This is a genomic window from Oribacterium sp. HCP3S3_B9, assembly GCF_052064255.1.
In the GTDB taxonomy this organism is placed as follows: domain Bacteria; phylum Bacillota; class Clostridia; order Lachnospirales; family Lachnospiraceae; genus Oribacterium.
In genome coordinates this window covers 1-22,725 of record NZ_JBQHVY010000019.1, presented here as the reverse complement: position 1 = coordinate 22,725, position 22,725 = coordinate 1, and the positions used below count along the sequence as shown (strand labels likewise).

General features: G+C 53.2%; 23 protein-coding genes and 1 pseudogene. 23 read left to right on the top strand and 1 reads right to left on the bottom strand.

Annotation, left to right across the window (positions count from 1 at the left end):
- The first annotated feature begins 193 nt into the window (after window positions 1-193).
- The 14 genes from ACTNC3_RS09360 (at window position 194) to ACTNC3_RS09295 (ending at window position 10,720) form a co-directional block, all read left to right on the top strand.
- Complete coding sequence (locus ACTNC3_RS09360; protein WP_441227254.1) at window positions 194-1,426, top strand: ComEC/Rec2 family competence protein; 1,233 nt, start codon at window positions 194-196, stop codon at window positions 1,424-1,426.
- Between the two features lie 103 nt (window positions 1,427-1,529).
- Entirely contained in the window at window positions 1,530-2,474 is a 945-nt protein-coding gene (locus ACTNC3_RS09355; RefSeq protein ID WP_441227253.1) for a D-alanine--D-alanine ligase, read from the top strand.
- 130 nt (window positions 2,475-2,604) lie between these two features.
- Window positions 2,605-3,129 carry a nitroreductase family protein gene (locus ACTNC3_RS09350; RefSeq protein WP_441227252.1) on the top strand — a complete coding sequence of 175 codons (525 nt, stop codon included), beginning with the start codon at window positions 2,605-2,607 and terminating at the stop codon, window positions 3,127-3,129.
- A 31-nt stretch (window positions 3,130-3,160) separates the two neighbouring features.
- A complete protein-coding gene (locus ACTNC3_RS09345) occupies window positions 3,161-3,565 on the top strand; it encodes a C-GCAxxG-C-C family protein (protein ID WP_441227251.1) in 405 nt (134 codons plus the stop codon).
- Between the two features lie 167 nt (window positions 3,566-3,732).
- Window positions 3,733-4,011 carry a DUF7724 family protein gene (locus ACTNC3_RS09340; RefSeq protein WP_441227250.1) on the top strand — a complete coding sequence of 93 codons (279 nt, stop codon included), beginning with the start codon at window positions 3,733-3,735 and terminating at the stop codon, window positions 4,009-4,011.
- A complete protein-coding gene (locus tag ACTNC3_RS09335; RefSeq protein ID WP_441227249.1) occupies window positions 4,001-4,240 on the top strand; it encodes a DUF7723 family protein in 240 nt (79 codons plus the stop codon). Before ACTNC3_RS09340 ends, ACTNC3_RS09335 begins: the two co-directional genes overlap by 11 nt.
- Window positions 4,233-4,517: a DUF4160 domain-containing protein gene (locus tag ACTNC3_RS09330; RefSeq protein WP_178798739.1), complete on the top strand. Its 285-nt coding sequence runs from the start codon at window positions 4,233-4,235 to the stop codon at window positions 4,515-4,517. The genes ACTNC3_RS09335 and ACTNC3_RS09330 overlap by 8 nt, the downstream gene beginning before the upstream one ends.
- 44 nt (window positions 4,518-4,561) lie before the next feature.
- A complete protein-coding gene (locus tag ACTNC3_RS09325) occupies window positions 4,562-5,257 on the top strand; it encodes a hypothetical protein (protein ID WP_441227248.1) in 696 nt (231 codons plus the stop codon).
- Window positions 5,258-5,356: 99 nt separating this feature from the next.
- Window positions 5,357-5,947: a SecDF P1 head subdomain-containing protein gene (locus tag ACTNC3_RS09320; RefSeq protein WP_441227247.1), complete on the top strand. Its 591-nt coding sequence runs from the start codon at window positions 5,357-5,359 to the stop codon at window positions 5,945-5,947.
- 17 nt (window positions 5,948-5,964) lie between these two features.
- Window positions 5,965-6,678 (top strand): zinc-ribbon domain-containing protein, encoded by a 714-nt coding sequence (locus ACTNC3_RS09315; RefSeq protein ID WP_441227246.1) that lies wholly within the window; start codon window positions 5,965-5,967, stop codon window positions 6,676-6,678.
- 83 nt (window positions 6,679-6,761) lie between these two features.
- Window positions 6,762-8,111: an MATE family efflux transporter gene (locus tag ACTNC3_RS09310; RefSeq protein ID WP_441227245.1), complete on the top strand. Its 1,350-nt coding sequence runs from the start codon at window positions 6,762-6,764 to the stop codon at window positions 8,109-8,111.
- 108 nt (window positions 8,112-8,219) lie between these two features.
- The gene (locus ACTNC3_RS09305; protein WP_410043799.1) at window positions 8,220-8,834 is read left to right on the top strand and encodes an HD domain-containing protein; all 615 of its coding nucleotides are present in this window, start codon (window positions 8,220-8,222) and stop codon (window positions 8,832-8,834) included.
- Between the two features lie 105 nt (window positions 8,835-8,939).
- Complete coding sequence (locus ACTNC3_RS09300; RefSeq protein ID WP_441227244.1) at window positions 8,940-9,824, top strand: N-acetyltransferase family protein; 885 nt, start codon at window positions 8,940-8,942, stop codon at window positions 9,822-9,824.
- Window positions 9,825-10,018: 194 nt separating this feature from the next.
- The gene (locus ACTNC3_RS09295) at window positions 10,019-10,720 is read left to right on the top strand and encodes a hypothetical protein (protein WP_410043801.1); all 702 of its coding nucleotides are present in this window, start codon (window positions 10,019-10,021) and stop codon (window positions 10,718-10,720) included.
- Window positions 10,721-10,769: 49 nt separating this feature from the next.
- Here ACTNC3_RS09295 and ACTNC3_RS09290 read toward each other — a convergent pair whose 3' ends face one another.
- Window positions 10,770-12,086, bottom strand: coding sequence for an MATE family efflux transporter (locus ACTNC3_RS09290; RefSeq protein WP_441227243.1), 1,317 nt, complete (start codon window positions 12,084-12,086; stop codon window positions 10,770-10,772).
- A 298-nt stretch (window positions 12,087-12,384) separates the two neighbouring features.
- Here ACTNC3_RS09290 and ACTNC3_RS09285 point away from each other — a divergent pair, with 298 nt between their 5' ends.
- The 9 genes and pseudogenes from ACTNC3_RS09285 to ACTNC3_RS09245 all read left to right on the top strand — a co-directional run.
- Entirely contained in the window at window positions 12,385-13,350 is a 966-nt protein-coding gene (locus tag ACTNC3_RS09285; protein WP_441227242.1) for a prepilin peptidase, read from the top strand.
- Between the two features lie 30 nt (window positions 13,351-13,380).
- Window positions 13,381-14,442: a pilus assembly protein PilM gene (pilM, locus tag ACTNC3_RS09280; RefSeq protein ID WP_441227241.1), complete on the top strand. Its 1,062-nt coding sequence runs from the start codon at window positions 13,381-13,383 to the stop codon at window positions 14,440-14,442.
- Window positions 14,439-15,494 (top strand): hypothetical protein, encoded by a 1,056-nt coding sequence (locus ACTNC3_RS09275; protein ID WP_441227240.1) that lies wholly within the window; start codon window positions 14,439-14,441, stop codon window positions 15,492-15,494. Before pilM ends, ACTNC3_RS09275 begins: the two co-directional genes overlap by 4 nt.
- Window positions 15,495-15,505: 11 nt before the next feature.
- The gene (locus ACTNC3_RS09270; RefSeq protein ID WP_441227239.1) at window positions 15,506-16,225 is read left to right on the top strand and encodes a hypothetical protein; all 720 of its coding nucleotides are present in this window, start codon (window positions 15,506-15,508) and stop codon (window positions 16,223-16,225) included.
- 117 nt (window positions 16,226-16,342) lie between these two features.
- A complete protein-coding gene (locus ACTNC3_RS09265) occupies window positions 16,343-17,344 on the top strand; it encodes a hypothetical protein (RefSeq protein ID WP_441227238.1) in 1,002 nt (333 codons plus the stop codon).
- A complete protein-coding gene (locus tag ACTNC3_RS09260) occupies window positions 17,334-17,846 on the top strand; it encodes a hypothetical protein (protein WP_441227237.1) in 513 nt (170 codons plus the stop codon). Before ACTNC3_RS09265 ends, ACTNC3_RS09260 begins: the two co-directional genes overlap by 11 nt.
- Before the next feature lie 23 nt (window positions 17,847-17,869).
- Window positions 17,870-18,577 (top strand): PulJ/GspJ family protein, encoded by a 708-nt coding sequence (locus tag ACTNC3_RS09255; RefSeq protein WP_441227236.1) that lies wholly within the window; start codon window positions 17,870-17,872, stop codon window positions 18,575-18,577.
- Between the two features lie 205 nt (window positions 18,578-18,782).
- Window positions 18,783-18,932, top strand: a pseudogene (locus tag ACTNC3_RS09250) (prepilin-type N-terminal cleavage/methylation domain-containing protein); the annotation flags it as partial.
- Between the two features lie 45 nt (window positions 18,933-18,977).
- Window positions 18,978-22,725 (top strand): hypothetical protein (locus ACTNC3_RS09245; RefSeq protein ID WP_441227279.1); only part of this gene is annotated, 3,748 nt, incomplete at its 3' end.

Genomic DNA, 22,725 nt, shown 5'->3' with positions numbered 1-22,725 from the left:
GAAAATTGTATCAGTATTTGTGCAGAATCGATGATGTGCAGGCGTGGCTCGGATTCCGGCTGCTGTCCGCCGAGCCACGAGCGAACAGTAACACAAGAGGGGAAATGATGCAGTGGTGTGTCTGAAAACACGTGGACATGGAGGGGATGGTCGCGCTAGAATATGTGCAGCAGAAGAAAGAAGGCATCATGGTATGAAAAAACAGAGGGGTAGAAATCGGATGAAGCGGATGGGTGCAGTGCTCCTGTCCGTTTTTTGTGTGCTCGCAGCGGTGCTGGTCCTGCAGACGTCGGGACAGCCGGAGAGTGGAGAGCATGTGGCGCAGGCGGCGACATCGCCGGCTTCGGAGGAAGCCGCCACGCAGGCGGGCAATGCAGGCGGCGGGCAGGATAGTGGCCGTGCCGGGGCAGCGCAGGCGACCGGGAACACAGGGATCGCGCAGGCGGGGACGCTGACGGTGACCTGGCTTGATGTCGGGCAGGGCGACGCGGCGGTGATTCAGTGCGGCGGTCAGTCGATGCTGATCGATGGCGGCAAGCCGGAGAAATCTTCCTATATATATGCGTGGCTGCAGCAGCATGGCCTCAGCTATCTCGATGTGATCGTGGCGACGCATGTAGATGCCGACCACATCGGCGGGCTCTCGGGTGCGCTGAACTATGCGTCGGTCGGGACAGCTTACTGCCCGGAGACGACAGGCACGACGGAGACATTCCAGAGCTTCGTGAAGTATCTGGCGCAGCGGGGTAAGCAGATCACGGTGCCGACGGCGGGCGAGACCTTCGCACTCGGCGGTGCGCAGATTCAGATCCTCGGGCCGCTACACCGTGCGGAGGACAGCAATGATAACTCGATCGTTCTGAAAGTGAGCTTCGGTGCGACCTCCTTCCTCTTTACGGGCGATGCGGAGCGCGCGGAGGAGCAGGATCTTCTGAATAGCGGTGTGAACCTTCAGAGTACCGTGCTGAAGGTCGGCCATCACGGCTCGGATACCTCGACCTCCTATCCGTTCCTGAGGGCAGTCGCTCCGCAGTATGCCGTGATTTCCGTCGGTGCCGGCAACAGCTACGGTCATCCTACGGAGGCGGTGCTGTCGCGGCTGCGGGATGCAGGTGTCACGACCTTCCGCACCGATATGCAGGGTGAAATCACTGCCGTCAGTGACGGCCAGACGATCAACTTCAGCACTGCGAAGAACGCCGTGGCCATCGCGTCGACCAATGCAGGCGGCGGGAACGCAGATGGCGCAGCGGGTGCGGGCACGACGGCGGGGAGCTATGTGCTGAACACGAACAGCCACAAGTTCCACCTGCCGAGCTGCTCGAGTGTGGAAACGATCAGCCCGAAAAATCGGAAAGATGTGAACGAGTCACGGGAGCAGATCATCAGCGAGGGCTATGCGCCGTGCAAACGGTGTAATCCGTGAGCACGCTTATGCGCCTGCCGCATCAATAATAGAGATATAAATCATTTTACGCATGAATGGGCGTGCGCTATAATCGGCTTAATATTCTGAAGGAGATGAAGCTATGAATAAGGATCTGAAGATCGTGGTGGTATATGGCGGGATTTCGACGGAGCGGGAGATCTCGCTTCGGAGTGGACAGGCGGTGTTTGAGGCGCTGAAGGAGTATGGCTTCACGGATGTGACGCTGTTTGATCTGCACCATGACAACATCGGCGAGCTCCTCGCGATGAAACCGGAGATCGCGTACCTCGCGCTGCATGGCAAGGGCGGCGAGGACGGCTGCATCCAGGGTGTGCTGGAGCTTGCGGGGATTCCGTATACCGGTCCGGGTGTCGGCGCGAGTGCGGTCGGCATGGATAAGATCTATACGAAGAATATGCTGAAGGCGGCGGGACTTCCGACGTCGGAGTATATCGCGGTGCATAAGAGCGAGATGACGATGGACGAGATCGCGGCGCGGATCGTCGAGAAGATCGGACTGCCGGCGGTGCTGAAGGCACCATGCCAGGGCTCCAGCATCGGCGTCGAGATCGTGAAGGAGGCGTCGGCGCTGCCGCAGGCCATCGAGGACATCTTCTTGTATGAGGACCAGCTGCTCGCGGAGAAGTTCGTGGTGGGCACGGAGATCACGGTGCCGATCATCGGCAACGAGGAGCTCCAGGTGCTGCCGGAGATCGAGATCACCTCAGAGCGTGAGTTTTACGACTATAAGGCGAAGTATACGCAGGGGCTCTGCCACCACATCATTCCGGCGCGGATCCGTGAGGCGGATCGCACGGCGGCCATCGAGATCGCGAAGAAGGTCTACCGTAAGCTGAACCTCTGCGGCGTATCCCGCATCGACTTCATCGTCGGTGCGAGCGGCCCGATCGTCCTCGAGGTCAACACCCTCCCGGGCATGACCGCGATGAGCCTCGTCCCAGACGCGGCCCGCGTCGCCGGCATCAGCTTTCCGGAGCTCGTCGCGAAGATCATCGACTTCGGCCTCCACGCGAAGCGCGGCTGAGGGATTTCGTAAGGGGGGTCTGACCCCATAAACTTCAGAAGGGATGCCTCATTATTTTTTAATAAACAGGATTGGAAGTCCTCCATTTCTGCTATGATATAGGAAGCACAAACAAAAGGAGGCTATCATCATGGAATTATATAAGGCACTGAATATTCGAAAGTCCATCCGCTCTTATACGGGTGAAGGTATCACCGACGCGCAGCTCGAGCGCATTCTCACCGCGGCGTACGAGGCACCGATCGGCATGAAACGCTACGACAGCATCCATCTCACCGTGATTACGAATCCGAAGCTTCTTCATGAGATCGATGCCAATGCAGCTGCCGCGAGTGGAGACCCGTCCCGCCACCCGCTCTATGGCGCACCGATGATGATCCTCGTGTCCTCGAGCCAGACCAGTAACGTGGCAAGCGCCAATGTAGGCATCGTCATCCAGAATATGTCCCTCGCTGCCGTTGAGGAGGGCGTCGGTCACTGCGACATCTATGGTGCCATCCGTGCGCTCGTGAAGAACGAGGAACTCGTGGCGAAGCTGCATATCCCGGAGGGCTTCGTGCCGACCGGTTCTATCATCCTCGGACAGACCGACGAGGTGTATGCGGAGCGGGAGATCCCGGAGAGCCACAAGTACAGCATGAATGTGCTGAAATGATTTTGATGTTCTGTATGGAGGATGAAATAAGATGACTGAAATGATGAAGCGGAGCCACGCGCTTCGCGATGATACGACGACACACTACAACTGCGCGCAGGCGGTGTTCATCCCATTTGCCGAGAAAAAGGGCATAAGTGCAGCGCAGGCCACCGCCATCACCGCCAACTTCGGAAACGGCATGCGTGCAGGCCTCACCTGCGGCGCCATCACCGGCGGACTCATGGCCCTCGGTCTCTATGACGCCGGCGACGCAGAAGCGTCCGCAGAATTCATGCGCCGCATGAAGGACCTCCATGGCGGCCTCTCCGACTGCCGCGACCTGCTCCGCGAGGAGGTACACAGCCCGGCGGAGAAAAAGCCACACTGCGACGGCATGGTGTACGAAGCCGTGGAAATCGTCGAGGAAATGCTGATGGCGAGAGGACTGCTGTAAAACGGCGAGAACACAAAATAAAAGCTAATAAAAATGTAAAGGCCGCAGGAATACTGTGGCCTTTTGTAATATATCGTTGCTTGAGGACCAAGGACAGAAATCGTATAATATACATGATACCGTATGAGTGGATTGTTACTGATAGATGAAACGAACAGGAGAATGGTATGAGTACAGATACGGCATTCTTATCAAGCAAGGGGCGATATATTATCTTCTCATGGAAAAACAGAACGATACGTTTCAGGGGGCCGTATAGCTTAGAGCGAATCGAAAGAGTCAAGGAATGGGATGAAGGATATCTGGTCGTAGATGCGAAATATCAGCATAGTGCAGAAGAGGTGGAAGACTACATTGATCTCGTGCCTGTTCTCGAGAGATTATATATAAATGCGAAGGAATTTCTTTCACCGATTAAGAAAGTTGAGGTGCGGTATGCCGGATAAAGAACTTAAGAGAATTGCAGATAAGGCGGATATGATTATTGCTGGATATTCTTTTACCAAAGATCAGGAGGGCTTCATAAGAGTTCTAAATTTAGAGAATCCAGAAGAAGCATGTCTGTTACAAAAGGATGGAGAAATGCTTGAAACAACTATGGATGACATTACATTACTGAAAGTTCAAGCCTACTATCTGAAGAATAAGGAATTCATGGAGGATAGTGATGCCTAAGTATTTTCCATTCAAAGTCGCAGGGTATTATCTATATTATACGATGGAGTGTGTGATTGAATGTATGCATGTCCATGCCAGTGATGCAAGATTGACAGAGGGAGGATCCGCAAAACTTTTTGTTAAACCAGATGGAGATACGATTATTCAGCATAAAGGTAAAGTATCTGATGCCGATATGCGAAAAATTCAGAAGTATATAAAGCTCAACCATGAAACGATGTTTGAAATGTGGTCACGAAATTCTGAACATGGTTATTATGGTGAGAATAAATGATTTGTATTGGGATAATGGGATTCATAATTCTTGCAGTCTCATTTGTGGCTATCGCAGTTGTTGTTCCAGTGGCATTTCTATCGGTGGTTAACCTTCTAAAGGAATGTTTTTGTCATGGCGCTTCTGATGGATTTTTTGAAAAAGGGTTAGCGAGAGTAGCGGTCATTTTACAAATTGCATATTTTCCAATGCGGATTGGCTGTTATCTATCAGATGCGTTTCTTAAATATATTGAAAACTGGGCTATTTATAAGGTCGGCATCTACTGGATTCATAGTGCTAGAAGCTATGCTATCGTTTTTTGGATAGTCAGCTTTGTAATCTGTATAATAACAGGATTTTTTACGGATCCGCTTCTGAAAAAGAGTAAAAGCACTTGGGTCTATGGAGGCGTGTTGCTCTTGTCTGTATTGCTATGTTTACTGGCTATCGTATCGCCTATTTGGCTTTGGAATATGGATTTCTGTACGCAATCAGTAAACGGACAAACGAAAGCAGTATCTACAAACAAGCAGTCATCTAAGACTGGTAGCGTGGGAGAATATCAGCCGAATGATAATTGGATTGATGCACCAGAAGGTGCGACGTATGTGATTAATATGAAATCCGGAAAATTCCATCGGTTTGATTGTGGCACGGCTTATAATGCATATAATACGGAGACATTCGAATTTACTTATAAATCACATTCGGAACTTGTGTCAGAAGGATACTCTCCTTGCGGTAACTGCAATCCTTAGTGATTTTATGAGAAATTGCATGTTATGCATCATAAAATGAATTTCAGCGCATAGTTGATTTAGTAATATTTCAGTAATAAGTACTGAGAAGGGGGATGAATGTATTGCTTTAAGTGTGGACAAAAGATACCTGAAGACTCGGATTTCTGTCCTTATTGTGGGGCGGAAATACCAAAAGATAAACCGAAAAAGGAAATTAAGCAAAACCCTGTGATTTCTATTATTGCAATCGTAATAGTCGTTATAGTTATAATGGTTGGCGTAATGGGTATAAAGAAGTCAGAAACCAATACTAATAAGGAAACTGCGTATACCGAGGAAAAACTGGATAATCAAGATAGTACTATCGCTCCGGTCGTAAATAAAGGATTTCAAATTGTTGATAAAGATGGAAGCGTTCTTCTTACAGGTGAGGATGTTTCAGATGTCAGTTGGAAATCTTTTAAAGGAAGTGATGGGGAATTTAAATATACAGTGAAACTAAGCTTTACGGATGAAGGAACGAAGAAATTAGAAACAGCTACTGAACAGAATCTTAATAACCAGGTTTATATTATGGTAAATGATGAGGTGATGATTTCACCAGTGGTGACACAGACCATAACAAATGGGATGTTTTGGATTACTGATTTGAAATCGCAAGAAGAGGCAGCTTATATGGCAAATTCTATTGAGGCGTGTATTGGCTAAATAATAGGAGGCATAAAATGAATAGTGAAATAGCTGCTTCGGTTCTTACCCTTGATTACGGAAGAAACGCTTCTTACTTGCTGATTGATGATCCGCTCCTATGGTTCCTTCTGGTAGTTGTGAGCGCTGCAATTTATTGTATTCCTGCGTATCTTATAAGATATCGTATATTAAAACATCCAGTCAATAAAAAATGGCATTCATGGTTGATTGCAATTGGGATATATTTGATTATTGCAGTTATTGAACTATTAATTGCTTTAAAAATAGCTCCTCACAGTATGGTTGAAAAGCATACAGCATGGGTGTGGTTTTTTGTGGCAATCTATATTTTACAAAGGAAAGATAGAGAAAAACATAGTATTGATCCTGATATTGAAACGGTTCCGGATGAACAATTTCATATAAATTCAGAAATAAATTTGAACTATGAAGAAAATCCAAAAAATGAAATAGAAGTAGAGGATCAGATCAAGAAAGAATTAGAGATAAAGAGAATAGATAATGCATCTTTAACAGATAAGCTGGATAGAATCACTGAAAAGCAAAATCAGATAGTTGCTCTTGAAGTGAAACCAACTATGGCTGAAAGAGTAGAAGATAAAAAAATATCAGATGAAATTGAAAAGGATGAACCGTCACCTGAAATAAAGTTTTGCCGGAAATGTGGAACAAGACTAAGAGAGGGAGCTTTATTCTGCGATAAGTGTGGAACCAAAATTCTTAGATAGAGACGCCCATTTCGTTTGACTATTCCTATCTGCTCGGAAAAGTAGTATCATCAACGAAGTTTTAAAATTTCGGGGGTGTGCCGGTGGAAACAAATCCAAACAAGATCGATATGCTGCATGGCGGGCTTTTCTGGAAGCTCGTACTGTTCGCACTGCCGCTGGCAGCGAGCAGTATCCTGCAGCATTTTTTTAATTCGGCGGATGTGGCGGTGGTCGGTCGTTTCGCGGGTGGCGATGCTCTCGCGGCGGTCGGTGCCAATGTTGCAAACGTGGGTGTCTTCGTGAACTTCCTGGTCGGTGCGTCGATCGGTCCGAATGTCGTCGTGGCGACGCTGATCGGTAGCGGGCGCATGGACGAGGTGTCGGATGCCATCCACACGGTCATCGCGATGGCCATTACGGGCGGTCTCCTGCTGATGGGCATCGGCCTCGTCATCGCACGCCCGCTCATCGAAGCCATCGGCACGCCGGTGGAGGTTCTCGACATGGCGGTGCTGTACTTCCGCATCTACATGCTCGGGCTCCCGTTCATCACACTCTATAATTTCGGCGCGGCGATCCTCCGCTCGATCGGAGACACGAAGCGCCCGCTGATGTACATGATCTTCGCCGGTGTCCTGAATGTCATCCTGAATCTTCTGTTTGTCGTCGTCTTCAGGATGAGCGTGGCGGGTGTCGCGCTCGCGACCACCCTCGCAAACTTCACCTCGGCGGCGCTGGTGTTCCGCACGCTGCTCCATGAAGAAGGGCCACTTCGGCTCCGGATCGACTGCATTCGCCTGCACCCGAGGTACATGAAGCGCGTACTGCAGGTCGGCCTCCCGGCGGGCGTGCAGGAGTCGGTGTTCTCGGTTTCGAACATCTTCGTTCAGGCCGGCGTCAACAGCTTCGGCGCGCAGGCCATCGCAGGTGCGGCCGCGGGCCTCAATTTCGAGTACTTCACCTATGACATCTGCGCCGCGTTCGCGCAGGCCGCGGTAACCTTCTACAGTCAGAACCTCGGCGCGGGCGAGCATGGCCGCTGCCGTCGCGTTTTCCGCCTCACGATGCTCCAGTCCATCCTGTTCACGCAGCTGCTGGCGCTGCCGTTCACGATCTGGGCGCGCGAATTCGCGGGACTCTACACGACGGATCCGGTCGCCATCGACTACGCTGTGAGTCGCATGTACCACGTCATGGCGGTTGAGGGGCTCTGCACCCTCTTCGACACCCCGTCCGGCGTCCTTCGCAGCATGGGCTACGCGATCAGCCCGTCCGTCATCACGATCCTCGGCACCGTCGTCTTCCGGATCATCTGGCTTCTGACCGCCTTCCGCGTCGTGCCGACCTACGAGGTGCTGATGAGCGTTTACCCGGTTTCGTGGGTGCTCACCGGCGGCACGCTGATCGCCATGTACTACCGGGCGCTCCGAAAGCAGCGCCGCCTGGCGTAACGCAGCCGGGAGTTAATGGGGTCTGACCCCATTAAATTTTTCTAAACTAAATCTAAACTGAAGTTTATGGGGTCAGACCCCATAAAGAGACGCAGGAAAGGAATGTAAATGAATCAGGAACGTTTCGAGAAGCAGCGGGAGTTCATCCTGGAGATCGATAAGGAGAAGGAAATCTACCGGCAGACGCATCTGACAAATCACGGGCGTCGCGAGGGGGATGCGGAGCATGCGTGGCACATGGCCATCATGGCGTACCTGCTTCGCGAGTACAGCAACACCGAGGTCGACATCGCGCATGTCATGATGATGTGCCTGATCCATGATATCGTGGAGATCGACGCGGGCGACACCTACGCCTACGACGAGGAGGGGCTGAAGACGCAGAGGGAGCGTGAGGAGAAGGCGGCGGACCGTATCTTCGCACTGCTGCCGGCGGATCAGCGCGATGAGCTCCGGGCACTCTTCGAGGAGTTCGAGGCCTACGAGACGCCGGAGGCGAAGTACGCGCATGCGATGGACAACCTCCAGCCGCTCCTGCTCAATGCCTCGAACGAGGGCGACGACTGGAAGACGCACGGTGTGTCGTTCAACACTGTGTGGGGCCGGCAGCAGAAGACCGCTCGCGGCTCCGAGGCACTCGCAGCGTTTTCAAGAGCTGTCATGGAGGATTTCGCTGACCGCGGGATCCTGAAGGATGATCGCGACGAAAAGCACGAGCGCTAAACAGCTTCTGAGTTTATGGGGTCTGACCCCATTAAATTTTTCTAAACAGATTCTAAACTCAAGTTTATGGGGTCAGACCCCGGGGAAGCGAGGAGAGGAGACAGCATGGGAGAACGGACATTTCGTGTGGCGCGTCCGGAGGATGCGGAGGCGCTGCTGGCGATTTATGCGCCGTATGTCGAGGAGACGGCGATCACCTTCGAGTACGAGGTGCCGAGCGTCGAGGCGTTCCGTGCGCGGATCGCGCACACGCTGGCGACCTATCCGTACATCGTCGCGGTAGAGGAGCAGGAGGCCAATGCAGGCACCGGGCATGTCGATGGCGCTTCGGTTTCGTGTATAGACCGCGCAGAGGCCAATGCAGACACTGCGCACGTCGATGGCGCTTCGGTTTCGTCTGCGCCGGCTTCCGGTGCTGGTGCCGGTGATGTTACCGGGACACACAGGACTTCCGAGCTCATCATTGGCTATGCCTATGTCGGACGTCTGCATGAGCGCGCGGCCTACGACTGGAGCGTGGAGACCTCGATCTACGTCGACCGGCGTGCACGGAAGCACGGGCTCGGGCGGCAGCTGTACGAGCGGCTGGAGGCGATTCTCCGCGCGATGAACATCATCAGCGTGAATGCCTGCATCGCGTACCCGGGGACGATGAACACAGTAGCAGCTGCCGATCGGTTGCAGGATGCACATATAGGCATCGGCGACCCGAACACGGCTGACCGGACACGAAAAGACCTCCGGGAGGGCTCTGCAGACGGCGGCGTCGACATTGGCGAAGATCCGTACCTGAACACGAACAGTCCGGACTTCCATGCGCACCTCGGCTATCAGCTCGTCGGGCACTTCCATGCCTGCGCCTATAAGTTCGACCGCTGGTACGACATGATCTGGATGGAAAAGTGGATCGCGCCGCACCCGGCGAAACCGGAGGCGATGATTTCCTTCCCGGAGCTGCCGGAGGAAGTGGTGGAACGCTGTTTGCGGTAAACGAAGCGCTTAACTCTGCTGGAATTTCGTTTCGAGCGAAATGAATTGCGATACATTTCGCTAAGAACAGTAACATTTCGTTTCAAACGAAATCAGTCTAGAGACATTTCGGTTCAACCGAAATATTCCGTTGTTGTATGTCTCTTCGGACGGTATACTTAGAAAGTAAAAATGTAAAAAGGAAAGAGGCTTAGATGATTCAGACAGAATTCCGCGCGCGGCTTCGTGACCGCCGGGGCCTGGCGGCGGTGCACTATATCCTGATGGTGCTGATCGCGCTGGTGCTTCTGATGTTTGTGGTAGAGGGCTATATGCGGCATCTGCAGGATATCGCGATGACCTACGACTGCGAGGAAGTCGATGAGGCAGTGGCCTGCGCGAAGACGCAGTACTTGATGGACGGGGCACCGGGGGCCGTAGTGTACTACTATGATGCCGAGACGAAGCAGGTGTATACACGGGATCACTTCCCGGCGAAGGATCGTGTAGACCTGAAGGGCTATGGGCGTTCACTGGCGTTTCAGAACCGGCAGGCGCAGACGGGGGCCAGCGGCGTGCCGAACCGGGGCGACGAGCGCTACCGGAAGGCGATCGGCCGCCTCGATGACGGTACGACGACCACGAGCAACGATGTCACGCACAACCGGAGCTTCTTCGACAACATCCGTCAGAACGTGACGGGCCTCGGTGATCCGGATGGCGCGCAGTTCCTCGCCATCAGCTTCTCGCAGGACGGGCAGCTCGCGATGGTACGCTGGCGCGGCCCGGTGCTCTACTACTATGACTATACGATGATGTCCGCGGAAGAGAAGGCGGCCCTCACCGGCGAGGAGCGCGAGCACATCGCCGAGGACGCCCCGGAAGGTGAAACGCTCTTCTGGAACTCGCAGTACTGAGCGGGATGTGAAACAGCCGGCCCTCCGGGCCCCCGGTTGTTTCTGCCCCTTATGCAAGGTAGGCGCGGCCGTGCGCCCGGTAGCAGTATGCGGAGATGAAGATGGTGACGGCTTCGGCGCATGGCATGGTAAGCCAGATGCCGTTCACGCCGATGAGCTTCGGGAGGAGCAGGATGAAGAGCACCACGAGGATCAGCGAGCGGAGGGTCGAGATGAGGGCGGAGAGGAAGCCATTTCCGAGGGCGGTGAAGTAGCCGGAGAGGAAGACGTTCCATCCGATGAAGAGGAAGACCGGGCTGAAAAGTCGGAGCCCCTCCCAGGTGAGGTCAAACACGTGACCGGGTCCGGCGAAGAGGTGGATGAGCGGCTGACCGAGGCCGAGCGAGATGGCCATGACGACCACGGAGGTGAGGGCGATGGTCCGGAAGCTGTAGCGCAGCGTCTCCCGGATCTTCGCGGGATTTCCGGCGCCGACGTTAAAGCTCACGATCGGTGCGGCCGCCACGGCGATGCCCATGTAAAACGCGATGAAGAAGTAGTAGAGATACATGATGATCGTGACCGCCGCGACCCCGTCCTCGCCATAATGCCGGAGGATGATGATATTAAACAGAAAGGTCGTGATGCCGGTTGACATCTCGGTGAGCATCTCACTGCTGCCATTCGTGCAGGATTTCACGAGCACGTCGGCGTGCATCCGGGTGCGGCAGAAGCGGATATGGCTGAAGCGGAGGAAGTAGACGAGGCCGATCAGCGCGCTGACGGTGATCGACAGGGTGGTGCCCCAGGCCGCGCCGTACGTGCCCAGACGGAATACGCCGACGAGGATGTAATCGAAGATGACGTTCAGCACGAGGCCGGTCATCGACATCCAGAGCCCGACCTTCGGACTGCCGTCGGTCCGCACGAGGTACTCGAAAAACAGCTTGAAGGACATCGGGATGCTGCCGAGGAAGATGACCTTCGCGTACGGCAGGACATGCGCGAGCAGACGCTCACTGCTGCCGAGGAAGCGGCAGACCGGCTTCAGGAAGACGAGACCGAAAATCGTAAAGAAAGTCGCGAGGACGAGCAGGACCAGGGTGATGAAGGTAAAAATCTGATTCGCCTCGTGGTCCTTTTTCTGCCCCATTTTTTCGCCAATGATGGCGCCCGCACCGGTGGCGAGCATCACGGAGGTTCCGAAGATGACGCAGGTCACCGGAATCACGATATTGATGCCCGCGAGTGCGTCGGAGCCTGCGTATTTCGAGACGAAGTAGCCGTCGATCGTCGTGTAGAAGGACAGAAAGATCATGGTCAGCACCGACGGGATCAGATACTTCAGGAATTGCGGGTAGGTCATCTTATTTTCAAAACAGTTCATCATTCTTCTGCTTATCGTGTTCTTCGTGGGCTCTCCGCGGCGTCTGTCAGGATCGCATCGAATCTGGTCCAGTGGTACAGTGCCGTGCCCTCGATAAGCACTCCTTATCTTTTTTATGCTGACTCTAGTTTAAACCATATAGCTACTATACAGTCAAGGGCGCGATGCTCTATCAAAACAGCGAAAAATCAGCAAATCTATGTCGCAATCCATCAAAAAAACTGTTATATATCCGCCGGTGCATGCTATAATCACTTCGGTTTTAATGTATACAGAATGTTTTCAGAAACGGGGCCTCATGTACCAGACTACGCCGCTTATCATGCTTTACATCCTCATCCTCGCGTTCCTTTTCGGGACGGTGTTCGGGAGCTATATCGACTGTGTGGCGTGGCGGCTCGTGCATCATGAGCGGGTCGCGCGTGGCCGCTCGCACTGTGATGTCTGCGGGCATGCGCTCGTGGCCGGCGATCTGATCCCGATCATCTCGTATCTTCGCTCGGGCGGTCGCTGCCGTTACTGCGGGGCGAAGTTCAGCGCGGAGTCGACCTGGGTGGAGCTCGTGCTCGGGCTTGGTTTCACAGCGATCGTCTATAAATTCGATCTCTCCTTCGTGGCACTTCGCTATCTCGGGCTTCTCGTGATCCTGATGGGGCTCAGTCTCGTGGACCAGAAGACCCTCCTCATCCCGGATCGCTTCCACGTCGCGGGCATCCTCTGGTGGCTCCTCACCCTGCCGCTCATCGCGTGCACGCAGGGCCGGGGTCTCACCGAGGCGCTCAGTATCACAGGCGCACGTTTACCGCTGGCCAATGCTCCCGGACTCCAGGATGGGCTCGGCCGGATCATGCTGGCTGTGGCAGGGCTTCAGCCCGGCAGCGCTTCACTCGCCGCCGGTGCCGGCTCTGTCTTCACCACCCACATCCCGATCACCCAGTGGATCCTTACGGATCTCAAGTGGGGGCTCGTCAGCGCCTTCGGCGTCGGCTTCCTGATGCTGCTGATCTCGCTCGTCTTCGATAAGCTCACGGGAAAAGAGAGCCTCGGCGGCGGAGACATTAAACTGCTGTTCATGACCGGGCTCTATATGCGACCGGGTGTGACACTTTTTAACCTGATGCTGAGCTGCTTCGTGGGGCTGTTTATCGCGCTCGGACTCAAAAAGGATAAGATTCCATTCGGCCCGTCCATTTCCATCGCCGTTTTCCTCTCTGTTTTATTTGGAAGTGAATTCGTGGCGTGGTATACTGGACTCATATTGTGAAAAAATGTGCCTATAACAGATGAGGAATATATGAAAATCACGAAAGTCGTCGGTATCGACATCGGAAACTACCGAATCAAGATTTCATACATCGTAAAGGGAGAGCTGAAGGACGTCTTCGTCGAGACGCTCCCGGATAATATCGTGAAGGACGGCATGGTCCAGTACTGGGATGCGATGGCGGATTTTCTGAAGGAAACGTTTCGGAGCCACGGCATCCACTGTCGGAATGTCATCTTCACCCTGCCGTCGAGCGGCGTCTACATGCGTGTCGTCGATCTGCCGCGCATGACCGTGAAGCAGCTCCAGCTGAACCTTCCGTTCGAGTTCCATGATTACATCAGTGAGCCGACCGAGAAGTATTTCTACGACTATGCCGTGATCGAGGAGGGTGAGAAGACGATGAAGCTCCTCGCGGTGGCATGCAGCCGTGAACTGATCGACCGCTACCGGACGCTCGCGAAGCATGCGAAGCTGAACGCCGTCGGCCTCGTGCCGGATGTGCTTGGCTTCCAGCGTGTACTCCGCCGCTATAACGCCCTGTTCCGTGTGCCGGATACGAAGGACTATGCGATTCTCGACATGGGCGATCGCAGCTTCAAGCTCCACTTCTTCCGAAACGGTGTCTACGAGGTCACTCGACCGCTCGAGCCGGGCGCACGACGCATCGCGGAGATCGCTGCAGAGATCCGCGGTACCGATGTCCACATCGGCCAGCTCGCCGCCGAGTCGAATCAGGACGACGTTCTCGCGCACGAGAACATGGAGGCTCTCTACGAGAGCAGTGCCGTACAGATCATGCGTGCGATGAACTTCTACAGCTACAGTAACACGAACAACACGATCGACACCCTGTACTACTGCGGTGGTGCCGCGAACTATCCTGCGCTTCTCACGACCATCGAGGAGACAATGAACCTCCCGATGCGCCCACTCACCGACCTGATGCCGTATACCGAGCCGGGCCTCGAGGCCGCGCTTCTCCTGAGCCCGCAGAGCTACGGCGTCGCGCTCGATCCGGAGGCGAAGGTGCGCGCGCTCAGTGACGATGAAATCAAGGAGACATTGGCGAGACAGGAGGTACCGGTTTGACGAACTTAAAAGAACTAGGCAAAGTGCAGATCGGCCGGAGCGGAAAGTACCCGTCGAAGAAAACCATCAACCTCATGTACCGCGAGCACGACACGCAGGACCGCGTCTTCACGCTCGTTCTCTTCGCACTGTTCATGATCTTCCTGTACTTCTTCTCCCGCTACGGCGTGGCAGCGCAGCTCGCGCGTGCTGATGCCGCGGAGGCGAACTACAGCCGGATGGAGCAGAACCTCGAGAAGATGAAGGAGGCGAACAGCCAGTACGCGAGTGTGCGTGCCGACTACTCCCACTACGGCAACGGCTATCTCAACGACGAGGAGCTTTCCCGTCAGGACCGCGTCACTATGCTGAACGTCATCGACGAGCGTGTGCATGCGGCGGGTGGCATCCAGACCATCCAGATCCAGGACAACATCGCCGTGATCACCGTCGGTGTGACCGACGCGCAGCGTCTCCCGGATATCATCCTCTCGCTCGAGGGCTCCGAGTACGTGAGCTACGTGACGGCCCAGACCGCTGCGACCGACGAGGACAAGGATAAGCTGTCGCTCTCTGCGGATGGCACCCCGGATCAGCCGCTCTTCGTGACCGGTCAGCTGACGATCTACTTCCGTACCCCGGAGGAGGTCCGTGCAGCCCTCAACTCCGGTGAGGTATCCGCGACCGGCGATCAGGCCCTCGATGCCGGCGAGAACGGCTCCGCAACCGGCCAGAACGCTTATATCCCGAGCATTCAGAACGCACGCCCGGACCAGATCGGTGAGACCGAGGCGGCGTTGAGCACGACCACGTCTTCGGCCAATGCAGGCACCGGGAGCACGAGTGCCGAGGCCGCTCAGGCGAAGGCAGAGCGTGCAGCAGCGCAGCGCGCCGCAGAGGAAGCGGCGAAGCGCCAGGCGACACAGGCAGCGCAGGCCGCCGCACCGCAGCCGACCTCAGCCGTGCCGCAGACCGTCGCCGTACAGCAGCAGTCCGCCAACATTGACACACCGACGGATAACCCGTTTACCGGCGGCAGCATCACGATCCAGGGCGGAAGCCCGTTAGGCTGAGGGAGGACAGAATGTTAAACAGAGCTTTTACGAAACGTGAGAAAGTCCTTCTTCTCGTACTGGTGATGATCCTGCTGGGGCTCGTGTACTACCGCTTCGTGCGGCTTCCGGTGCAGGAACGCATCGCGGCGGCGGACACGACGGTGCTCGAGCAGCAGATGGAGATGGAGCAGCAGAAATCCGCCATCATCAAGCAGATGCAGGAGGATATCGAAAACGGACAGAAGGAAGTGAACGGCATCGTCGCTTCCTATGATAATCTGAAGGCCGAGTCGGCCGCGCTCAATACAATCTTCGCGCAGGCGACGAGCTTCAATTTCAGCTTCGAGCAGCCGGTGGCGACGGATGACGCTGTGCGTCGGACGATCAATATCAGCTTCACTGCGACGAACTATCAGATCGCGCGCCGGATCATCCAGCAGGTGCATGACTGTGCCTACCGCTGCCTCATCAAGGACATCAGCGTCAGTGCGGATTCTGATAAGATGCAGCAGTATGCGAACCTCGAGAACGCGACGATCAGCGGCAGCATGAGCGTCACCTTCTACGAGACCCTGAACGGTGCGACCACCACGAACGGCCTCACCACGAGTGACGGCAGCGCGGTGCAGAGCAGCTCTGTCGGCCTCGGTAATTCCTCGCTCGACCTCGCACAGAGCAGCCTGGAAACCATGGCCGAGTCCCTCGCTGGGGATGCCGCAGATACGATCGCCGCAGGCGCAGGCTTCTAAGTGCTGTTCAGGTGTTCGATGACGGTCGGTGGACAGAAGTCGCCGGGTGGGAGAAGAGAAGGAATGCGTGCGCATCGAAGAAGTAAACAGAAGAACTTTACAGAAAGGAGAGCAGCGATGAATGCAGTGCAGCGGAAATTATGTGATCGAAGCGGCGCAACCCTCACCGTTGCACTCCTTTTCTTTATCATGTGCGCAGCCGCCGGCTCCGTCATCCTCGCCGCGGCCACGACCAGCACCGGACGTTTAAGTGAGCTGCAGGCCAGCGACCAGAACTACTACGCGGTGGTTTCAGCGGCGAAGCTGATCCGGGATGAAATCGACGGAGAGACGATCGGCGTGAAGCAGACGGAGATGAAAACCACGACCGTTACGACAAAGACGGATAATGGTGGCACGCCAGACGACACATCGGATGATACGATCGTCGAAGAAACGAAAATAGAGTATACCTATTCCAGGCCGACGTTCGTTTATGGGACAAAAGACGCGCATACGAACAAGCTGAAATTTGTAGATGCGACAGGAGATAAGGTATATCTTCTCGATGCATTGACCTGTACTTCGAAAAATGAAGCTGGGGCAGCGCAGAAACGTACTGGTTCTTTAACCAATGTTCATAAGACAACGAATGGTTCTGACAGCTTTGTAGCGAAGGATGAGCTGTATGGAAAAACGTATTCGGATGCACAGGAGGCGTTTACATCACCGCTGATGAATGGAACCGATCATGTGTATACCGATACCTTCACCATGACGGCATCGCTGAATGGATTTACGTTTCCCGGTAGTGTTGCAAGCACCCTTCCGGTCGATGTCCGTATCGTCATGAACGGGCAGGGAAATATCAAGGCGTATATCAAAAACCACCTGGACGCCGGTGCGAAAAAGCAGGGCAATGAATACCGTCTGATGCTGACACTGGATGCGGAGGAAGGATCTGTACAGTCTGACAGCTCGAACGGAACATCCGAGGATGGGAGTGGAAACGCGACCACAGAAAGTAAAACAGCGGAGGACACAACGACAAGCACGGAAAGCACTTCCGTAACGCGTCACAGCTATGTCACCTGGGGAAACCCGCAGATCACGAAGGATACGAGTACAAATGTCTGGTAAGTTAAAAAGCAAACTGAAAAGTAAAAAGGGCGAGACCATCACCGAGACCCTGGTATCCGTTCTGATCGCTGCAGCTGCGATGATCCTCTTCGCCAGCATGATCACCTCTTCCCAGCGTATACTGCAGAAGAGTGAGCACATCATGGACGAGTACTATGATGGCGAAACGAAGATGGAAGAAGCGATGGCTGACGGTGGTACTGCAGGCAGCAGTAAAACCGGGGCGGCGATGCCTGCGGATACAGAAGGAGCAGGTGAAGCCAGAACCGGCGGTGCAGCGGACGAAGCCAGAGCGGCTGATGATGCAGGCGAAATCCAAAAAGGTTCCGGCACGGTAAAAATCGTGCAGGCAAATGGCGGTGCCATGTCGTATGGTATCAGTAACAGGCATAACGATGGAAAGATAGATGTAAACTATGCCACGAATCAGCCGAGCGATACCGGCAGCAGCACGAGTGGTATCGAGCGTTTCGCGGTCGCAGAGTATAAATCAAAGAACTGATGAAGGCGGATGGAGCAGAACAGATGAAGCAGAAACTTCTTCATAAACTGAATAAGCGGCAGGGCTTTTCGCTCACGGAGATGCTCGCCACGGTGCTCATCATGGGCTTCGTCGGCATCATCATCACGACCGGCGCTGCGACTGTACAGCGGGTGTACCGAAAAGTCGTCGCACATGCCAACGCGCAGACAGCATTGACCACCACCATCACCCTGATGAAGGATCAGCTCGCGTTCGCGGATCCGGAGAGCGTAGGAAATGGTTCTGAGACAGGAACAGGTTTCGGAAACAGCCAGACGATCGTTTTTAAGAATCTGAACAGCGGCGAGCAGACGATCACGCTGAATCCGGGCACCGCGTCGGGCACAGCGGCGACCGACCCAAGCGCAGCAGCCGGTGGTACGAATGGAACGACCGAGGGCGCAGCAGATGTCGGCACGACTGGTGGGGGCAATGGCACAAACGGAACGGGCACAGCGAACCGGGGCTTTACATTGACCTATACCGCAGGTGATGGGACCGGGACCAGCAGCACGAGCCTGCCGCTTCTCAGCGACAGCGCCATCACCAGCGACCTCTGCGTATGCTTTGACACGGATGCCGACAGTGGTTTTTCCTGGGATCCTGCAACGAAGGTCATCACCGTGACGAAGCTCGTCGCAAAGGACACACGCACCGATACCGTGCAGGCACGCGCCAGCTTCAAGGTGCTGCTCGTGAACGACAAATGATTATAAACAATCGATACAGGATGTCTGAAAGAAATCAGGCATCCTTTTCTAATGGCGATAAATGACCGATGCAGGATGGCGGAAAGAAATCGGGCATCCTTTTTCTAGGGAAGTAAAGTATCAGCGAAATTTTGGTAAAATCTTGCATTTCGGCTTCTTTTGATTGTAATTAGAGGAAAATAACTTAAAATAAAGTGGAAAACGTATGCGACCGCGTCACTGTGATGCGTTCAATATAGAACACGGAATGGAACAGACTTCAATGACAAATGCAATAAAGAAAAGACTCGACAGAAAAGGCTTCACGCTGGCGGAGGTGCTGGTCACCGTCGCGATCATCCTCATCCTCGCGGGTGTCACCTTCGTTTCGGTGGCGCAGTACCAGAAGAATCTCCGCCTGATGGAGATGGACGGCACCGCGAAGGAAATCTTCATCGCCGCACAGAATCACCTCAGCGTCGCGAAGGCCTCTGGCGACCTCGATCGCCTCGCGGAAAAAGCGAAGGAGTCGGGGAGCGCGTCGACGTCGGCCATCGGCACGAAGCTGGATTCAAAATCTGTCTCTGCCTATGCGGACAATGCCAGCGGTGAATACTATTATGTGATTCATAATGTGACGAGCGGCATCGAGAGCTGTACGCCCTCGGGCAGTGGTGCGATCCTTCAGATGATGCTGCCGTTCGGTGCGCTCGATGAAACGGTCGCCACCGGTGGAAACTATGCCATCGTCTATGAGCTGAAATCCGCTTCCGTCGTCGCCGTCCTCTATTCCGGCGCGGGCAATGCTTCCTTCGGAAATGCAGCGGTGATCAATTTAGATGCTGACGACGTTTCGAACATCAAGGACATCTATAATGACAAATCGAAACGCAAGATCTATCAGAAGGATGATGTCACCGCCATCGTCGGCTGCTACACCGGTACCGCAGGCAGCGCAGCCATCCCGACCGAAACACTCGAAGCACCGAAGCTGGAAGTGAAGAACGAAAATAAGCTGCATGTACTCGTGCGTGAAGCGAAAAATACAGATAATATCACACTGGTCATCACTGGTGAGCAGAGCGGAACGACTGCAAGAAGACTTCTGGATCGGAATGCCGGCGCCGGCGACGGATATACGAGTGGAACGTTTGACGTGACGATCGATGACATTACAGGTGACGGAAAATATCGTTTCAGTCAGCTTATTAACGAGTGTAGATTCAAGCCTGATGTAGCAGGAAGCGATTTTATCCCTGGCGAAAATATCATTATCAGCGCGATCGCAAGCTCTACATCAGCGCTTGCTACACCGAAGGAATCCGCGAAGTATACCGTCAGCAGTCTGTTTGACGATGTAAATGAAACGACGAACTCTACCGGCGATACAAAGATCTATATCAAAAATCTGCGTCATCTCGAGAACCTGGGTGCCAATGTCTCGGGCTTTACAGCTGCGCTCGGAAAAGATACTACGAGTGGGCACTACAATGTGGTGAACATTACTGCAGTGCAGAAAAACGATATCACGATGTTGTCATTTGACAGACTGCATGATGGTCAACATATTTATGGCTCAGGAACATTTGTTAAAACATACATCGCTGCAAATGTGGACTATCCACTGAGCTATGATGGTGGCAGTCATGAGATATATGATCTGACGATTGCCGGGTATCACGCAGATGGAGCAGAAGCCAATGCAGGTATCTTCGGCACGGTGACGAGTGCGCTGTCTGTAAAGAATCTGGTGCTTCGTAGTGATAAGATTCCAGAGACAAGTACATCTGCGAATGCAGGTATGCTTCTCGGCAAGACGAGTGAGGATCTGACGGTGGATGGTGTCCTCGCATATTATCATGAAGAGACCTATAATGCGGACAATGACTCGAACGTGGAGGTTGTGGCAACCGCTGACAAGGGTGTCGCTGGTGGTCTCATCGGCTTCGTGAGCGGCGGAATGCTCAAGGTCAAAAATTCAGCCGCCGCCGTTTATGTGAAGGGCGGAAGCGCTGCCGGTGGACTCATCGGAAGTGTGAGTGGCGCAGCTGAAGGCTCCACCATCGTGCAGAGCTATGCCGGCGGACATACGAAGGACGGTACGTACGATACGGAAGTAGAGGGATCTGCCCTGAAGAATCAGGGCGCAGGAAGATATAATGTTCAGGCGAGCGGCTATGCCGGTGGCTTTATCGGCATGACCACAGATAATGTCTACATGGATGCGGTATATTCAACGGCATCGGCGTACTCGTCTTCTGGTGACGCAAATTCAAATTCTTTCGCTGGAAGTGGTACTCCGAATATCCAGAAGACTGCGGATGGTAAGAAGAATTACTATGCCATCGGCACGCATAATGGAAAAGACGCTGAAGGTGAAGATATCGAAAAGGCCCAGCTTGCAGAAGGACAGAACCGCCGTCAGGTGACCGCCTATGACCGTACACTGATGGGTGCGACGGAGACAGCAGCTCATCCGGTGATGGATAAGACATCTTATCCGCTGAATACAGTTCGTCATCTTTGCGCAGCAAGTGTGGACGATAAGGATCTCCCGTGGTTTATCAAAGAACATGTCGGTGACTGGGCGATGCAGAAGACGGGCGAATCGAAGTTTGAAGTCGATAATGGAAACCGACTGACGGTACGGATCGATACGGGGATGAACCAAATCGCAGGGGACCTGTATTATGAAATCAAAGTCCATGGTGTAAGCAGTAACAAAGATAAGTATTTTCTGCTACATGTGAAGAATACTGCTGGATACTTCACACTGGTAAGTGCGAATAGCATTATAAAGACAACATCTGATTCAAATATGAATCAGCAAAATATATGTAAGATCGTGCCGGTAAAGCTAGAAAACGGAACGACGATTCAGACTATCGAGTTTTATCTTGACGACATTACAAATCCGAGAGGAAACTTTAATAGCGTTTGTGATGGATTAACTCCTGGAGAGGATATTAAGGTATCTGTGGCACCTGCAAAGGTGAATGGTAACAGCGTTTCTGTGGAGTTTGACGACAAAACTGCGATTGAAACAAATAGTCTGTTCGGTTATCTTAAGCCATCGGATGCAGAAGATGAACATAATATAAATAAGATAACTGCTGTTAAACCATATTATTCAGATGCCGGAAATTCAGGATTGGGGCTGGTGCCATATAATAATACCTGGTATGCACAGATTGATAATGCACGACATCTCGAAAATCTGTCGCCGGAAATATCCGGGTATACTGATGAAATCAAGGGCGCTATTCAGACAGATAATATCTACTGGTCGTATGAGAGCAACCCGTCACTGGTGACAGGGCCTGATTCGTATACGAAGATATTCACGAAAGAACTCGGCAGTGATCTTAATGTATATGATCAGAATGGAAACTGGCATAATAATGCGACAGGTTGCTTCAGACCGCTTAATTCGAATACAAATATAGAGTTGTATTCTGCATGGAATGCAAAAGACAATCGAAATTATAAACTCAGCGGTATAAGGGTTAATGAAGAGAGCGGAATGGCCGGAATTTTTGCGCAGACACCAGTCGCAATCACGATTCAGAATCTGGATGTTGAAAACGGTTCATTTACGTCAAAGTCTGATAAGGCAGGAGGATTGATTGCTTACGGTGAAAATACAGTTACGTTTAACTCTGTAAACTTTACCGGGGATTTGACGGTGGCAGGAAAAAACATAGCTGGTGGATTTGTAGCGCAGTCAAAAACTCTGACTATCACGAATTCAAGTATCAAAAATGCAAACATCGTCGGATCTGAAGACAAGGCGGGAGGTTTGGTAGGTTATACCGACAGCGATGTTACTATTTCAGGAACACATATCAATGGTGATTTGAGGGTAGAAGGTAAAAACATAACTGGCGGATTTGCGGGTCAGTCAAAAAAGCTGACTATCACGAATTCAAGTATCAAAAATGCAAATATCGTCGGATCTGAAGACAGGGCGGGAGGCCTGGTAGGTTATAGCGACAGTGATGTTACTATTTCAGAAACAGATATCAATGGCGATTTGAGGGTAGCATGCAAAAAAATAGCTGGCGGATTTGCGGGTCAGTCAAAAAAGCTGACTATCACGAATTCAAGTATCAAAAATGCAAATATCGTCGGATCTGAAGACAGGGCGGGAGGCCTGGTAGGTTATAGCG

Excerpts from the sequence above, each read along its gene's own strand:
- ACTNC3_RS09290 (WP_441227243.1), bottom strand. The coding sequence starts at position 12,086 with ATGAACTGTTTTGAAAATAAGATGACCTACCCGCAATTCCTGAAGTAT.
- ACTNC3_RS09255 (WP_441227236.1), top strand. The coding sequence starts at position 17,870 with ATGAAGCAGAAACTTCTTCATAAACTGAATAAGCGGCAGGGCTTTTCG.
- ACTNC3_RS09300 (WP_441227244.1), top strand. The coding sequence starts at position 8,940 with ATGGGAGAACGGACATTTCGTGTGGCGCGTCCGGAGGATGCGGAGGCG.
- ACTNC3_RS09320 (WP_441227247.1), top strand. The coding sequence starts at position 5,357 with ATGTATTGCTTTAAGTGTGGACAAAAGATACCTGAAGACTCGGATTTC.
- ACTNC3_RS09305 (WP_410043799.1), top strand. The coding sequence starts at position 8,220 with ATGAATCAGGAACGTTTCGAGAAGCAGCGGGAGTTCATCCTGGAGATC.
- ACTNC3_RS09345 (WP_441227251.1), top strand. The coding sequence starts at position 3,161 with ATGACTGAAATGATGAAGCGGAGCCACGCGCTTCGCGATGATACGACG.
- ACTNC3_RS09295 (WP_410043801.1), top strand. The coding sequence starts at position 10,019 with ATGATTCAGACAGAATTCCGCGCGCGGCTTCGTGACCGCCGGGGCCTG.
- ACTNC3_RS09330 (WP_178798739.1), top strand. The coding sequence starts at position 4,233 with ATGCCTAAGTATTTTCCATTCAAAGTCGCAGGGTATTATCTATATTAT.
- ACTNC3_RS09350 (WP_441227252.1), top strand. The coding sequence starts at position 2,605 with ATGGAATTATATAAGGCACTGAATATTCGAAAGTCCATCCGCTCTTAT.
- ACTNC3_RS09260 (WP_441227237.1), top strand. The coding sequence starts at position 17,334 with ATGTCTGGTAAGTTAAAAAGCAAACTGAAAAGTAAAAAGGGCGAGACC.
- pilM (WP_441227241.1), top strand. The coding sequence starts at position 13,381 with ATGAAAATCACGAAAGTCGTCGGTATCGACATCGGAAACTACCGAATC.
- ACTNC3_RS09340 (WP_441227250.1), top strand. The coding sequence starts at position 3,733 with ATGAGTACAGATACGGCATTCTTATCAAGCAAGGGGCGATATATTATC.
- ACTNC3_RS09315 (WP_441227246.1), top strand. The coding sequence starts at position 5,965 with ATGAATAGTGAAATAGCTGCTTCGGTTCTTACCCTTGATTACGGAAGA.
- ACTNC3_RS09335 (WP_441227249.1), top strand. The coding sequence starts at position 4,001 with ATGCCGGATAAAGAACTTAAGAGAATTGCAGATAAGGCGGATATGATT.
- ACTNC3_RS09270 (WP_441227239.1), top strand. The coding sequence starts at position 15,506 with ATGTTAAACAGAGCTTTTACGAAACGTGAGAAAGTCCTTCTTCTCGTA.
- ACTNC3_RS09355 (WP_441227253.1), top strand. The coding sequence starts at position 1,530 with ATGAATAAGGATCTGAAGATCGTGGTGGTATATGGCGGGATTTCGACG.
- ACTNC3_RS09285 (WP_441227242.1), top strand. The coding sequence starts at position 12,385 with ATGTACCAGACTACGCCGCTTATCATGCTTTACATCCTCATCCTCGCG.
- ACTNC3_RS09360 (WP_441227254.1), top strand. The coding sequence starts at position 194 with ATGAAAAAACAGAGGGGTAGAAATCGGATGAAGCGGATGGGTGCAGTG.
- ACTNC3_RS09265 (WP_441227238.1), top strand. The coding sequence starts at position 16,343 with ATGAATGCAGTGCAGCGGAAATTATGTGATCGAAGCGGCGCAACCCTC.